Consider the following 15,159-nt stretch of genomic DNA (forward strand, 5'->3'; position numbering starts at 1 on the left):
TCAAGGAGTCGATCCACCATGGCCGAGACCACCACCCGCCGCCGTGTCCGTCACGCCCACCGCCCGACCGAGTCGGAGCGGCAGGCTGCCGCCGCCGCCCTGCAGCGCGCCCTCGACCGCAGGGACAACGGCGGCTCCACCGGTCACTGACCGGGGCCCCTACCCCCGGCTGATCTCGAAGTGGTCGATGCGTTCGCCCGACTCGGCGAGCGCGGTGACCTTCATACGGGCGTGCCGCCCGGCCTCCACCTCCACCGCGAGGAACGAGAAGCCGGTATAGCGCACCCGCGACCACTCCACGGTCTCGGTGGCCTTCGCGCCGCCCTTGGCCACGTGGTACGTGTTCACGCTCTCCAGGTCCGCGACGTGCCCCTCGTAGCTGTCGGGCACCGGGAAGTCGTACAGCGCCTTGCCCGCGCCGCCCGCCGTGACGTAGACGATGCCGTCCCGCTTCGGGTCGGTGCGCTCGCCGATGGGCACCGGGCGCTTGACTGCGTTTCTCAGGATCGCGTCGGTGCGCTCGTAGACGTGGTTGTGCCCGTTGATGACCAGGTCCACCTGGTGCTTCTCGAAGAGCGGCACCCAGGCGTCGCGCACCCCGCCGTCCGAGGCGTGGGCGTTCGTCGTGGAGAAGGCGCAGTGGTGGAAGAAGACCACCAGGAAGTCGATGTCCCGGCGGGCCCGCAGCTCGCCCAGGCGCCGGTCCAGCCAGCGGGTCTGCCGGCCGCCGCTGATGCCGAAGTTGGCGGGGATCTCGTAGCTGACGTCGTTGGCGTCGAGCGCGATCACGCCCACGTTGCCGTGCACGAAGGAGTACGCGCCGGGCTGGTCGACCGGGTCCGGGCCGTTGTCCGGCAGGGTCCAGCGGGCGTTCTGGCCGCCGTAGCCGTCCGGCGAGTACCAGGCCTCCATGTCGTGGTTGCCGGTCGTGACCATCCACGGCACGGTCTTGGAGACCGTCTCCGTCTGTGCCAGGAACTGGTCCCAGGTGCGCGCGTCATAGGTGTCGGTGGTCTGCCCGGAACCCGACGGGTCCGCGTAGCAGATGTCGCCGGCGTGCAGGTGGAAGGCCGGGTGCTGGCCGAGGATCAGCTGGTCGTTGCCGAGCGCGTGGTAGCTGACGCCCTGGTCGCCGAAGGCGGTGAAGGTGAAGTTCTCCGCGCGCGCCGGCGCCGTGGTGAAGGTGCCGAGCGTGCCCAGGTTGCGCGCGTCGGCCGGGTCGAAGCCCTCGTGTCCGACGCCGTAGTAGTACGTCGTGCCGGGCCGCAGCCGCTCCAGGGACGCGTGTACGTAGAACTGCTCGGCAGCCGCGATCCTCCCGTTGTTCAGCTGCGGCGTCGTGAGGTGGCGCACCTCGGCGTCGATCTTCCTGCTGAGCGCCCACGGCTTGAGCCCGATCCGGATGTACGGGCGGCGCACCGCGAAGGGCACCTGCCAGGAGACCGCCATCTGCGTCTTCGGGTCGGCCCCGTACGCCAGGTGCCGCCCGAACGGGGCGACCAGCGCGCCGTCGACCCGGGTGGTGCTGTGCGAGGTGAGCACGGTGGGGGCCGCGTACGCGGGGGAGGAGGAGAGGCCGATCCCGGCACCGGCCACGGCCGCGGTCGCCACACCGGTGCGCAGCGCCCCGCGACGGGTGAGCCGGGTGCGCAGGTAGTCGTGCTGCTCGGCCATGGTCATGCGGCCGGCGAGCTTCTCGGGGATGCCGAAGCGGGGGAGGTCCATGGGCGACAACCTCCACCGCCCGGCTGACGGCACCCCGTCGAATAGGTGAACGGTACACGTACGGCTGCTCATGTGTCCGTATGGTGGACGTGACGTGTCATGGGGTGGGACGCGCAGTAAGGTGCCGGACATGTCTCGCAGCATCAATCTCGCAGTGATCCCCGGTGACGGTATCGGCCAGGAGGTCGTGGCCCAGGGCCTCAAGGTCCTCAACGCTGTTCTCCCGCAGGACGTGAAGCTGGAGACCAAGGAGTACGACCTTGGCGCCCGGCGCTGGCACCGTACCGGTGAGACCCTCCCCGACGCGGAGCTCGAAGCCCTCAAGGGCCACGACGCCATCCTGCTCGGCGCGATCGGCGACCCGTCCGTGCCCTCCGGCGTCCTGGAGCGGGGGCTGCTGCTGAAGCTGCGCTTCGCCTTCGACCACTTCATCAACCTGCGTCCGTCGAAGCTCTTCCCGAACACGGACACCCCGCTGGCCGGCCGCCCGGACATCGACTTCGTCGTCGTCCGCGAGGGCACCGAGGGCCCGTACACCGGCAACGGCGGCTCGCTTCGCACCGGCACGGAGCACGAGGTCGCCACCGAGGTCAGCCTCAACACCGCCTTCGGCGTCGAGCGGGTCGTCCGCGACGCCTTCGAGCGCGCCGCCGCCCGTCCGCGCAAGAAGCTGACGCTGGTCCACAAGAACAACGTCCTCGTGTACGCGGGCCACCTGTGGAAGAACACCTTCGACAAGGTCGCCGCCGAGTACCCCCAGGTCACCACCGACTACCTGCACGTCGACGCCGCGACGATCTTCTTCGTCACGCAGCCGGAGCGCTTCGACGTCATCGTCACCGACAACCTCTTCGGCGACATCCTCACCGACCTCGCCGCGGCCGTCTCCGGCGGCATCGGCCTGGCCGCCTCCGGCAACATCAACCCGACGGGCGCCTTCCCGTCGATGTTCGAGCCGGTCCACGGCTCCGCCCCCGACATCGCGGGGCAGGGCAAGGCGGACCCGACCGCCACGATCCTCTCCGTCGCCCTCCTGCTGCGCCACCTCGGCTACGAGGCCGAGGCCGTGCGCATCGAGGACGCCGTCTCCGCCGACCTCGCGGAGCGCGACAGCAGCGCCCGTAGCACCGATGAGATCGGCGACGCCCTCGCGGTACGCGTAGCGGGCTGATCCGACGACTCCCACAGAAGCCGCCGGGTCGCAGACGCACCCGGCGGCTTCTCCTGTGCGGCCCCGGGTGTCACCATCGAACCCTGGACCGCATTCACGCCATTTCGTGCACGGCACCCTTCGAGCGATAATCGAACGGGACCGTGTCTCGCGGCGAAGCTCGGACGTCCTAGCACTTAACGGCGTGCGCGGTCCTACACACACAAAACGGTGAAGGACACGCACTCATGACGACGCCCACGATCGAGCTCAAGCCCTCCTCGAACCCGCTGTCCGACGCGGAGCGCGAGGCGATCCTGGCCAAGCCCGGATTCGGCCGCTACTTCACCGACCACATGGTGACGGTCAAGTGGACCGAAGGCCGCGGCTGGCACGACGCCCAGCTCGTCCCGTACGCGCCGCTGTCGATCGACCCCGCCAACATGACGCTGCACTACGGCCAGGAGATCTTCGAGGGTCTCAAGGCCTACCGCCAGCCCGACGGCTCGGTCGCCACCTTCCGCCCCGAGGCCAACGGCGAGCGCTTCCGGTCCTCCGCCCGCCGCCTCGCCATGCCGGAGCTGCCCGTCGAGACGTTCGTCGCGGCCTGTGACGCGCTCGTCCAGCAGGACGCCGCCTGGGTCCCGGCGCACGGCGGCGAGGAGTCCCTCTACCTGCGCCCCTTCATGATCGCGACCGAGGTCGGCCTCGGCGTGCGGCCGGCCAACGAGTACCTCTTCCTGGTCATCGCCTCGCCCGCCGGCGCCTACTTCCCGGGCGGTGTGAAGCCCGTCTCCATCTGGCTCTCCGAGGACCGGGTCCGCGCCGTCCCCGGCGGCATGGGCGACGCCAAGACCGGCGGCAACTACGCCGCGTCCCTCCTCGCCCAGGCCGAGGCCGCCGCCAAGGGCTGCGACCAGGTCGCCTACCTCGACGCCGTCGAGCACAAGTGGGTGGAGGAGCTGGGCGGCATGAACCTCTACTTCGTGTACGGGGACCGGATCGTCACCCCGTCCCTCACCGGCTCCCTGCTCGCGGGCATCACCCGTGACTCGCTCCTCAAGCTCGCCGGCGACCTCGGCCACACCTCCGAGGAGGCCCGCGTCTCCATCGACCAGTGGCGCGAGGACACCGCGGCCGGCACCCTCACCGAGGTCTTCGCCTGCGGCACCGCCGCCGTCATCACCCCCGTCGGCACCGTGAAGAGCGCGGGCGGCGAGTGGACCCAGGGCGACGGCACGCCCGGCCCGGTCACCCTCAAGCTGCGCGAGCGCCTGCTCGACATCCAGCGCGGCACCGCCGAGGACACCCACGGCTGGATGCACTCCCTGGCGTAGGCGCGCCGTACGCAGAGCGCCGGGCGTCTCGCCGGGCGCCCGGCGAGACGCCCGGCGAGACGCCGTACGCAGAGCGCCGGGCGTCTCGCCGGGCGCTCTGCGTACGCCCGCATCCTGAGACGGGGCGGGTCGCGGCGGCGGTCCTGTGCCAGACTGCTGCCGTGTCCTCGTTCGTCATGATTATTGGCAGCAGGCGCGCCGGTCCGCAGTGACCGTCCCGTACCACCACGTACGGCACGGCCACCGTGCCCCAGACCCGCGCGCAGACCTCTCGCACCCGCGAGGGGTTTTTTCGTTTTCCGGCCGTCACCTCGGCCGGTGCACGAGGCGCGCGGGATGACGGGGGCAAGTGGAGCCGGGCCGGACACGGCCCAGCCGTCCGGATCCACTCATCCGACAGGAGTCAGACCAGCCATGACCACCAAGGCCAAGCCCACCGACGACAGCTTCCATGTCTTCGACACCACGCTGCGAGACGGTTCACAGCGTGAAGGCATCAACCTGACGGTCGCCGACAAACTGACCATCGCCCGGCACCTGGACGAGTTCGGCGTCGGCTTCATCGAGGGCGGCTGGCCGGGCGCCAACCCCCGCGACACCGAGTTCTTCGCCCGCGCCCGCCAGGAGATCGAGTTCAAGAACGCCGAGCTGGTCGCCTTCGGCGCGACCCGCAGGGCGGGCGGCACGGCGGCGACGGACCCCCAGGTCAAGGCGCTGCTGGAGTCGGGTGCCCCGGTGATCACGCTGGTCGCCAAGTCCCACGACCGCCATGTGGAGCTCGCGCTGCGCACCACGCTGGAGGAGAACCTGGAGATGGTCCGCGACACCGTCTCCCACCTCCGCGAACAGGGCCGCCGGGTGTTCGTCGACTGCGAGCACTTCTTCGACGGATACCGCGCCAACCCCGAGTACGCCAAGGCCGTCGTCAAGGCCGCCGCCGAGGCCGGCGCCGACGTCGTCATCCTCTGCGACACCAACGGCGGGATGCTCCCGGCCCAGATCCAGGCCGTCGTCTCCACGGTCATCGCCGACACCGGCGCCCGGCTCGGCATCCACGCTCAGGACGACACGGGCTGCGCCGTCGCCAACACCCTCGCCGCCGTCGACGCGGGCGCCACGCACGTCCAGTGCACCGCCAACGGCTACGGCGAGCGCGTGGGCAACGCCAACCTCTTCCCGGTCGTCGCCGCGCTGGAGCTCAAGTACGGCAAGCGGGTGCTGCCCGAGGGCGCGCTGGCCGACATGACCCGCGTCTCGCACGCCATCGCCGAGGTCGTCAACCTCACCCCGTCCACCCACCAGCCCTACGTCGGCGTCTCCGCCTTCGCGCACAAGGCCGGGCTGCACGCCTCCGCCATCAAGGTCGACCCGGACCTCTACCAGCACATCGACCCCGCCCTGGTCGGCAACACCATGCGGATGCTGGTCTCCGACATGGCCGGACGCGCCTCCATCGAGCTCAAGAGCGACGAGCTCGGCATCGACCTCGGCGGCGACCGGGAGCTGGTCGCCCGGGTGGTCGCACGGGTCAAGGAGCGCGAGCTCAAGGGCTACACCTACGAGGCCGCCGACGCCTCCTTCGAGCTGCTGCTGCGCGCCGAGGCCGAGGGGCGGGTGCGGCGCTACTTCCGTACGGAGTCCTGGCGGGCGATCGTCGAGGACCGCCCCGACGGCACCCACGCCAACGAGGCGACCGTGAAGCTGTGGGCCAAGGGCGAGCGGATCGTCGCCACCGCCGAGGGCAACGGCCCGGTCAACGCCCTGGACCGGGCGCTGCGGGTGGCCCTGGAGCGGATCTACCCGCAGCTGGCCAAGCTGGAGCTGACGGACTACAAGGTCCGCATCCTGGAGGGCCGCACCGGCACCGACTCCACCACCCGCGTCCTGATCACCACCGGCGACGGCACCGCCGACTGGTCGACCGTCGGGGTCGCGGAGAACATCATCTCCGCGTCCTGGCAGGCGCTGGAGGACGCGTACACCTACGGGCTGCTGCGCGCCGGCCTCGAACCGACGGACTGACGCCCGCACGACACGCCGCCCCCGTCCGCCCGCCGCAACCGGTGGGGCGGACGGGGGCGTTCGCGTGCGGGAGCCCCGTACGGGGAGAGAGTGAACGGGATCCGGGAGGCCGCGTCAAGGATGTTGTGCGTTCAGGAGTTGAACGAAAGGACCGTGTTCTTCTCGTTATCAGATGGGTACGGACCAATCTCGACGTGAAGTATTGACGGCCGTGTTCCAGCGGGGTTAACTCCAGCCACCAACGCCGGTACCGGTTCCGGAACCGGTTGCGGTACCGGTTCCATCACCGGCCGATGCGGCCGTTCTCTCTGTCCCGTTGTGTCCCTGGAGGCCCCGATGCGTGTCACCATCGCTGATGTCGCCCGCGAGGCCGGCGTCAGCAAGACGACCGTGTCCCGGGTCATCAACACCAAGGGCGAGGTGGACGGTTCGACGGCCGCCCGCGTTCGTGAAGTGATCGCGCAGCTCGGTTACGTGCCCAGTTCGGGCGCCGTCGGTCTGGCCCGCGGCAGCAGCCGTACGGTCGGCATGCTGGTGCCCTCGCTGACCTGGCCCTGGATGGGCGAGGTGCTCCAGGGCGTCGTCGACACCGTCGAGGCCGCCGACTACGGGCTGCTGCTGTTCACCTGCAACCGCGGGTCCGAGTCCGTGGAGCGCTTCACCAGCCAGGTGTCGGCGCGGGCCTTCGACGGACTGGTCGTGGTGGAACCCGAGAACACCCTGGACCACCTCACGGAACTGCACCGTGGCGGCCTGCCGATCGTGCTGATCGACGATCGCGGCCACCACCCCGAATTCCCCTCCGTCGTGACCACCAACCACGAAGGAGGCGCGTCGGCCGCCCGCCATCTGCGGGACGCCGGCCGCACCAGGCCCGTCGTGATCACCGGCCCCGAGAACTTCGGCTGCGTACGCGACCGGCTGGCCGGGTTCGTGTCGGTCCTCCCCACCGACCTAGTGGTCCTGGGGGACTTCACCGAAGCCTCCGGCAGGCTCGCCGTGGAAGAACTCCTGGCCTCGGGAACGGAGTTCGACTCGGTCTTCGCGCACAACGACATCACCGCGGCAGGCGTGCTGCGGGCGTTGCGCGCCGCGGGGAAGAGCGTGCCCGGTGACATCGCGGTCGTCGGCTTCGACGACATCCCGATGTCCGAGCACACCGAACCCCCCCTGACCACCGTGCGCCAGCCCACCCGGCAGATGGGTGAGACGGCCGCACGCATGCTGCTCTCGCACCTGGGCGGCACACCGGTACCCGACAACCCGGTCGTGCTCCCCACCGAACTGGTCGTGCGCCACTCGGCGCCCTAGCGGACAAGGGCACCCCCAGGCCCACACCGCACCCGCACCGCCCGTAAGTGCAACGCCCGTACCGAAGGCGCGCCCAGCGCTGCCCGCTTCCGGATCCCACAGACCCGCCAGTCCCTCCTGGAGTCGCTATGTCCGCACGCCGTCACACGCTGAGAGCCGCCGCGCTCGCCACCGCGGTGGTCGCACTCGCCGCAGGCTGTTCCTCGGCCAACTCGAACCACAACAAGAACGCCGGCGGTGCCGCTTCGGGCGTCCTGACCATCGGCAAGCCGGACGGGCCGCAGACGAACAACAGCAACCCGTTCCTGAACACCTCGGCGAGCGCCACCCTCGGCTACCGCTGGATGATCTACGAGCCGCTGGCGATGACCAGCCAGATCCGGCCCGCCGACAAGGCCGACCCGTGGCTGGCGACCGACTGGACGTGGGACCTCAACTTCCACAAGGTCACCTTCACCCTCGACGACCGCGCCAAGTGGGCCGACGGCAAGCCGCTGACCGCCGAGGACGTGGCCTTCACCTTCAACCTGCTCAAGAAGCACCCGGCGCTCAACGCCGACGGCATCAAGTGGGGCGGCATCGAGGTCAAGGACAAGAAGGTCGTCCTCACCTTCGACGACTCGCAGTACGTCAACCAGAACAAGATCATCCAGCAGTACATCGTGCCCAAGCACATCTGGGAGAAGGTCGAGAACCCGGAGACCTGGCCCAACCGCAAGCCCGTCGGCTCCGGCCCGTACAAGCTGAAGACCTTCACGCCGCAGACCACCACCCTGACCGCGACGCCGACCTACTGGAAGGGGTCGACCAAGGTCAAGGAGCTGCGCTACAGCACGTACAACGACAACAACGCGGCCACCACCGCGCTGGCCAGCGGCAAGCTGGAGTGGTCCTTCGTCTTCATGCCGGACTACAAGAAGCTGTTCATCGCCAAGGACCCGGGGAACCACAAGCTGTGGTTCCCCTCCGGCCTCGGCATCCACGGCCTCTGGTTCAACACCACCCGCAAGCCGTTCGACAACCCGGCGCTCCGCAGGGCCATGGCGATGGTCATCGACCGCAACGCCATCTACACCCAGGCCGAGGCGACGCTCTACCCGGAGATCACCAACCCCACCGGCATCCCGCTGCCGGCCGGGAAGTCCTTCCTCTCCGACGAGTTCAAGAACGCCACCACGAAGCCGGACGTCGAGGGCGCCAAGAAGGTCCTGGAGAAGGCCGGCTTCACGCTCAGCGGCGGCGTCCTCAAGGACCCGGGCGGCAAGCCGGTGAAGCTCACCTTCACCGACCCGGCCGGCTGGAACGACTACATCACCGGCCTGTCGATCATCAAGGACAACATCAAGAAGATCGGCATCGACGCCAAGGTCAAGACGCAGACCGCGGACTCCTGGAACGCGGACGTCGCCAACGGCAACTTCGACGCCACCCTGCACTGGACCAACAGCGGCGCCACCCCGTACGACATGTACCAGAACATCATGGACGGGGCCCTGCTCCAGCCCATCGGCAAGCCGTCCCAGTCCGGCAACTTCGGCCGCTTCAAGAACACCGAGGCCACCGAGGCGCTGAAGGACTTCGCCCAGGCCCAGTCGGACGTCTCCCGCAAGTCCGCGATGGACACCCTCCAGAAGATCATGGTCGAGCAGGCGCCGATGGTCCCGACCGCGGCCGCGCCCATCGGGGCGGAGTACTCCACGAAGAACTGGGTGGGCTGGCCCACCGAGGACGACCCGTACGCCGACCCGCAGCACACCCAGCGCTCCTCGCTGGAGATCGTGCTGAAGCTCAAGCCCGCCAAGTAGTACGCAGGGACTCAGGGATTCCAGGTACCGGTCATGTCTGAACAGCCAGAGAACAACCACATCGTGCTCGAAGCACGCGGAGTCACCAAGCACTTCGCCGTGCGGCGCAACGCCCGCGATCTCCTCGCGCGCACGCGCCGTACCGTCCACGCCGTCGACGACGCCTCGCTGGAACTGCGGCGCGGCACCGTCACGGCACTGGTGGGGGAGTCGGGCTCCGGGAAGTCCACCGTCGCCAGACTGCTCGCGCAGCTGTATCCGCTCACCTCGGGCGAGATCCACCTGGGCGGGCAGCCGGTGAGGGCCGGACGTGGCCGGTCCTTCCGCAGTTACGTACGCCGGGTCCAGCTCATCTTCCAGGACCCGTTCGCCTCGCTGAACCCCGTGCACACCGTGCGCTACCACCTGACCCGGTCGCTGAAGATCCACGGCCGGGCCGGCAACGGCGAGGCGGAACTGGAACAGAACCTGACCGCTCTGCTGAACCGCGTCCAGCTGACTCCTCCTCATCAGTACCTGGACAAGTTCCCGCACGAGCTGTCGGGCGGTCAGCGCCAGCGCGTGGCCATCGCCCGCGCGCTCGGCGCCGACCCCCAGGTCCTCCTGGCCGACGAGCCGGTCTCGATGCTGGACGTGTCCATCCGGCTCGGGGTGCTCAACCTGCTCAAGGACCTCAAGGACCGGCTCCACCTCGCGATCCTCTACATCACCCACGACATCGCCTCCGCCCGCTACTTCGCGGACACCACGCTGGTGATGTACGCGGGCCGGATCGTTGAGGGCGGTGACAGCGAGACCGTCACCCAGCGCCCCGCACACCCCTACACCCAGCTGCTCATCGCCTCGGCGCCCCACCCGGACCGGTCGGGCGCCGAGGAGGAGCCGGAGGAGAACGGCACCGGCGAGCCCCCGTCGCTCATCGACCCGCCGGCCGGCTGCCGCTTCCACCCCCGCTGCCCCCAGGCGATGGAGCGCTGCCGCACCGAACTGCCGCCCCGCTTCGACCTGGCCGACGGCCAGTGGGCCGCCTGCTGGCTGTACGACGGCACCGGCACCGCCCGCACCGACGACCACCAGAAGGAGGCTGCGAAGTGAAGTTCCTGCTCCAACGGCTCGCCTTCTACCTGGTCACGGCCTGGGCCGCCATCACGATCAACTTCCTCATCCCGCGCCTCATGCCGGGCGACCCCGTCCAGGCGCTCATCGCCCGCTTCCAGGGCCAGCTGGACACCAACGCCATCGACTCGCTGAAGGCCCTGTTCGGCCTCGACAAGAAGCAGTCGATCTGGCAGCAGTACACCGACTACTGGGCGCACCTGTTCCACGGCGACCTCGGCCTGTCGTTCACCTTCTTCCCGACGCCGGTCAGCGAGGTCATCGCCCAGTCGCTGCCCTGGACGCTCGCGCTCGTCGGCATCACCACGCTGATCAGCTTCCTGCTCGGCACCGGCATCGGCGTCTTCACGGGCTGGCGGCGCGGCTCCTGGATGGACAGCCTGCTGCCCGTCACCACGTTCATCTCGTCCATCCCGTACTTCTGGCTCGGGCTCATCGCGATCTCGCTGTTCGCCGTGAAGTGGCCGTTCTTCCCGGCCGACGGCGGTTACGACAACTCGCTGGTGCCCGCCTTCGACTGGCCGTTCATCTCCAGCGCGCTCTACCACGGGGTGCTGCCCGGCTTCACGATCGTCCTCAGCGCCGTGGCCGGCTGGATCCTCGGCATGCGGAACATGATGGTGACGGTGTCCAGCGAGGACTACGTCATGGTCGCCCAGGCCAAGGGCCTCTCCGAGCGCCGGGTGATGTTCGGATACGCGGCACGCAACGCGATCCTGCCCAACATCTCCGGCTTCGCCCTCTCGCTCGGCTTCATCGTCGGCGGCACGCTCCTGGTGGAGATGGTCTTCTCCTACCCGGGCATCGGCTACCAGCTCTTCCAGGGCGTGGGCGCCAAGGACTACCCCCTCATGCAGGGCATCTTCCTCATCATCACGCTCTCCGTCCTCGCGGCGAACCTCCTCGCCGACATCCTCTACATGCTCCTCGACCCCCGTACCCGAAGGGAGGCATAGTGCCTCTCGTCCAGATCAGGCCGGGCTCGCGTGGCCTGGCACGCACATCTGCGGCGTTGTCGTCAATCACCAACGCTCCTTCCCCAAGCTCTCAACTTCGTTCGAGCAGGGGAGACCCCATCTGTCTCAATCCTCCGCCTTGCAGCTGCACGCGCCAGGCCCCGCTCCCTTTCCGGCCTGATCCGGACGAGAGGCACTAGACATGGCCGTCACCGCCACCGAAGTCGCCGCACTCGATGCCACCGAAACCCCGGCAGCGAGCAAGCGCAAGTTCCGGTTCCTGCGCGGCCGGAAGACCGTCGTCGGACTGGGCATCCTGCTCTTCTTCGTGCTGATGGCGATCATCGGCCCGTGGATCGCCCCGTACGACCCCAGCGCGATGAGCCAGGACCTGCTGCAGCCGCCCTCCGGGTCGCACTGGTTCGGCACCACGCAGACCGGTCAGGACGTGCTCTCGCAGATCCTCGTCGGCACCCGGGGCGTGCTCCTCGTCGGCTTCGTCGCGGGCATCCTCGCCACCGCCCTGTCCGTGCTGATCGGCGTCACCGCCGGCTTCCTCGGCGGGCTGGCCGACGAGGCGCTGTCGCTGCTGTCCAACGTCTTCCTGGTCATCCCCGGACTGCCGCTGATCATCATCATCGCCAGCTTCGTCACGGACGCCGGCGACCTGCTCATCGCCTTCGTCATCGCCCTCACCTCCTGGGCGTGGGGCGCCCGCGTCCTGCGCGCCCAGACCCTGTCGCTGCGCCGCCGCGACTACGTGGAGGCGGCCCGTGCCACGGGCGAACCGACCTGGCGGATCATCATCTTCGAGGTCATGCCGAACCTCACCGCCGTCATCGCCTCCGGCTTCGTCGGCACGGTCATCTTCGCGATCCTCTCCGAGATCACCCTCGCCTTCATCGGCGTCGCCGACATCTCCAACTGGAACTGGGGGACCGTCCTGTTCTGGGCGCAGTCCAGCCAGGCACTCGCCCAGGGCGCCTGGTGGTGGTTCGTCCCGGCCGGGCTCTGCATCGCCCTGCTCGGCATGTCCCTCGCCCTGATCAACTTCGGCATCGACGAGTTCGTCAACCCGCGGCTGCGCACCGAGACCGGCGGGTCCCGGAAGGTCAAGATGCGCGTCGGCTTCACCCCGGTGGCCCGTACCGGCACCCAGCGCCACAAGGAGACCCGCTCATGAGCGAGCCCGTCCTCACCATCAGCGGCCTCAACGTCGACTACGGGACCGGCGCCGACGCCGTGCACGCCCTGCGCGACATCGACCTCACCCTGCACCGCGGCGAGGTCCTCGGCCTCGCCGGCGAGTCCGGCTCCGGCAAGTCCACCCTGGCCTACGCGGTCACCCGGCTCCTCTCCCCGCCCGGCGTCATCACCGGCGGCCAGGTCCACTACCACCAGCGCGACGGCGCCTCCCTCGACCTGCTCGCCCTGTCGGCGGCCGAGCTGCGCGCCTTCCGCTGGCAGGAGCTGTCGATCGTCTTCCAGGGTGCGATGAACTCGCTGAACCCCGTGTACACGGTCCACAACCAGCTCACCGACGTCCTCCAGGCGCACCGCCCGGAGATGAAGAAGGCCGACCGCACCGCCAGGGCCCGGGAACTGCTCAGCCTGGTCGGGATCTCCGCGGACCGGCTCGGCGCCTACCCGCACCAGCTCTCCGGCGGCATGCGCCAGCGCGTGATGATCGCGATGGCGCTCGCCCTGGAGCCCGAGATCGTCATCATGGACGAGCCGACCACCGCGCTCGACGTCGTCATGCAGCGCCAGATCCTGCGCCAGCTGATCCGCCTCCGCGAGGAACTCGGCTTCTCCGTCGTCTTCATCACCCACGACATCTCGCTGCTGATCGAGTTCTCCGACCGGATCGCGATCATGTACGGCGGCCGGATCGTGGAGCAGGCCGGCGCCTCCGAGATCTACCGCGACCCCCGCCACCCGTACAGCGCCGGGCTGCTGCACTCCTTCCCCGCGCTGCACGGGCCCCGCCGCGAACTCAGCGGCATCCCCGGCTCACCCCCGCACCTGTCGGCCATGCCGTCCGGCTGCGCCTTCCACCCCCGCTGCACCAAGAAGGTCGAGGGCTGCGACACCCACGTCCCGGTGCTCGCGGCGCCGGACGCGGACGGCTCCCGCTCGGTGGCCTGCTGGCTCCACCACGAGGCCCCGGCCACCGCCGCCCGCGCGTAGCGCCCGGCCGCCGCCCACGAGCAACGCACACCACAGGAGAACCATGAACCCCGTCACCCCTCAGGCATACGCCCGCGAGATCGCCGCCCAGGCCGTACCCGGTCTGCCCGCCGGCTTCCGCTGGGGCGTCGCCACAGCCGCGTACCAGATCGAGGGCGCGGCGGCCGAGGACGGCAGGACGCCGTCCATCTGGGACACGTACTGCCGGGTGCCGGGCATGGTCGTCCGCGGTGAGAACGGTGACGTGGCGTGCGACCACTACCACCGGATGCCCGAGGACGTGCAGCTCATCGCGGACCTGGGCGTCGACACGTACCGCTTCTCGCTGGCCTGGCCGCGCATCCAGCCGGGCGGCCGGGGCCCCGCCAATCCGAAGGGCCTCGACTTCTACAAGCGGCTGCTCGACGAGCTGGAGGCCAAGGGCGTCACCCCCTGGGTCACCCTCTACCACTGGGACCTGCCGCAGGAGCTGGAGGACGCAGGCGGCTGGCCGGTGCGCGACACCGCGTACCGCTTCGCCGAGTACGCCGCGCTCGCCTACGACGCGTTCGGTGACCGGGTCAAGCACTGGACCACGCTCAACGAGCCCTGGTGCTCGGCGATGCTCGGCTACGCCTACGGCAACCAGGCGCCCGGCCGGCAGAACTTCGGCGAGGCGATCCACGCCGTGCACCACCTGCTCCTCGGCCACGGCCTCGCCTCCCAGTACATGCGCGAGCAGGCCGCGGCCCGGGGCGACGAGCTCGAACTCGGCATCACCCTCAACCTGGGCACCGCCACCCCGGAGACCGACAGCCACGAGGACGCCGAGGCGTGCCGCCGCGCCGACGGCATGGGCGCCCGGATCTACCTGGACCCGGTCGTCAAGGGCTCCTACCCCGAGGACGTCGTCGCCGACCTCGCCGCCCAGGGCATCGAACTGCCCGTCCAGGACGGCGACCTGGCCGCGATCTCGACGCCGCTGGACGTCCTCGGCGTCAACTTCTACCGGGGCTCGCTGTTCTCCGGCGTCACGGAGGACGGCGCGACCGCCGACGCCGACGGGCTGCCCGTCACCCGGCAGGTGGAGCGGGAGCTGCCGCGTACCGCCATGGACTGGGAGATCACCCCCACCGCCCTCACCGACCTGCTCGTCCGTCTGGAGAAGGACTACGGCCTCCCGACGGTCATCACGGAGAACGGCGCCGCGTTCGACGACACCCTCTCCGAGGACGGCGAGATCCACGACGCCGACCGCACCACCTATCTCGCCGACCACATCGCCGCCGTCGCCGCGGCCCGCGCCCAGGGCGCGGACGTGCGGGGCTACTTCGCCTGGTCGCTGATGGACAACTTCGAGTGGTCCTACGGCTACGACAAGCGGTTCGGCATCGTCCGCGTCGACTACGACACGCAGGTGCGGACGCTCAAGGACAGCGCCAAGTGGTACCGCGACACCATCCGGCTCACCCGCGACGCGTAACCACCCACTCGCCCCCCGCAGGACAGCAGCACCGGCGCGGGTCCGCAGGGCCCGCGCCGCCCGTACGCACCGCATCAGCAACCCG

At 69.7% G+C, this 15,159-nt stretch carries 12 protein-coding genes; 11 read left to right on the forward strand and 1 reads right to left on the reverse strand.

Translation table 11 applies throughout. The annotated features are described in order from the left end of the window. The first annotated feature begins 18 nt into the window (after positions 1-18). Positions 19-150 carry a hypothetical protein gene (locus OG242_RS23615; RefSeq protein ID WP_018102494.1) on the forward strand — a complete coding sequence of 44 codons (132 nt, stop codon included), beginning with the start codon at positions 19-21 and terminating at the stop codon, positions 148-150. Between the two features lie 9 nt (positions 151-159). Here the strand turns inward: OG242_RS23615 and OG242_RS23620 are convergent, their stop codons facing one another. Continuing rightward, positions 160-1,725: a purple acid phosphatase family protein gene (locus OG242_RS23620; protein ID WP_405900058.1), complete on the reverse strand. Its 1,566-nt coding sequence runs from the start codon at positions 1,723-1,725 to the stop codon at positions 160-162. Positions 1,726-1,855: 130 nt separating this feature from the next. Between OG242_RS23620 and OG242_RS23625 the strand changes: the two genes are divergently transcribed. The 10 genes from OG242_RS23625 (at position 1,856) to OG242_RS23670 (ending at position 15,074) form a co-directional block, all read left to right on the forward strand. Beyond that, positions 1,856-2,896, forward strand: a complete 1,041-nt coding sequence (locus OG242_RS23625; RefSeq protein ID WP_405900059.1) for a 3-isopropylmalate dehydrogenase — start codon at positions 1,856-1,858, stop codon at positions 2,894-2,896. A 227-nt stretch (positions 2,897-3,123) separates the two neighbouring features. Then, a complete protein-coding gene (locus OG242_RS23630) occupies positions 3,124-4,212 on the forward strand; it encodes a branched-chain amino acid aminotransferase (protein ID WP_405900060.1) in 1,089 nt (362 codons plus the stop codon). 414 nt (positions 4,213-4,626) lie between these two features. Continuing rightward, positions 4,627-6,234 carry a citramalate synthase gene (gene cimA, locus OG242_RS23635; RefSeq protein ID WP_405900061.1) on the forward strand — a complete coding sequence of 536 codons (1,608 nt, stop codon included), beginning with the start codon at positions 4,627-4,629 and terminating at the stop codon, positions 6,232-6,234. A 336-nt stretch (positions 6,235-6,570) separates the two neighbouring features. Continuing rightward, complete coding sequence (locus OG242_RS23640; RefSeq protein ID WP_405900062.1) at positions 6,571-7,545, forward strand: LacI family DNA-binding transcriptional regulator; 975 nt, start codon at positions 6,571-6,573, stop codon at positions 7,543-7,545. Positions 7,546-7,673: 128 nt separating this feature from the next. Next, positions 7,674-9,350, forward strand: coding sequence for an ABC transporter substrate-binding protein (locus tag OG242_RS23645; protein WP_405900063.1), 1,677 nt, complete (start codon positions 7,674-7,676; stop codon positions 9,348-9,350). Positions 9,351-9,383: 33 nt separating this feature from the next. After that, entirely contained in the window at positions 9,384-10,445 is a 1,062-nt protein-coding gene (locus OG242_RS23650) for an ABC transporter ATP-binding protein (protein ID WP_405900064.1), read from the forward strand. Further along, entirely contained in the window at positions 10,442-11,422 is a 981-nt protein-coding gene (locus tag OG242_RS23655) for an ABC transporter permease (RefSeq protein ID WP_405900065.1), read from the forward strand. Before OG242_RS23650 ends, OG242_RS23655 begins: the two co-directional genes overlap by 4 nt. 202 nt (positions 11,423-11,624) lie before the next feature. Next, a complete protein-coding gene (locus tag OG242_RS23660) occupies positions 11,625-12,605 on the forward strand; it encodes an ABC transporter permease (RefSeq protein ID WP_405900066.1) in 981 nt (326 codons plus the stop codon). Further along, positions 12,602-13,612, forward strand: a complete 1,011-nt coding sequence (locus OG242_RS23665; RefSeq protein ID WP_405900067.1) for an ABC transporter ATP-binding protein — start codon at positions 12,602-12,604, stop codon at positions 13,610-13,612. The genes OG242_RS23660 and OG242_RS23665 overlap by 4 nt, the downstream gene beginning before the upstream one ends. Positions 13,613-13,655: 43 nt before the next feature. Then, on the forward strand, positions 13,656-15,074 hold the full coding sequence (locus tag OG242_RS23670; RefSeq protein ID WP_405900068.1) for a GH1 family beta-glucosidase: 1,419 nt from the start codon (positions 13,656-13,658) through the stop codon (positions 15,072-15,074). Positions 15,075-15,159: the final 85 nt, after the last annotated feature.

The sequence above is a fragment of the Streptomyces sp. NBC_00727 genome (assembly GCF_045161745.1).
In the GTDB taxonomy this organism is placed as follows: Bacteria; Actinomycetota; Actinomycetes; order Streptomycetales; family Streptomycetaceae; genus Streptomyces.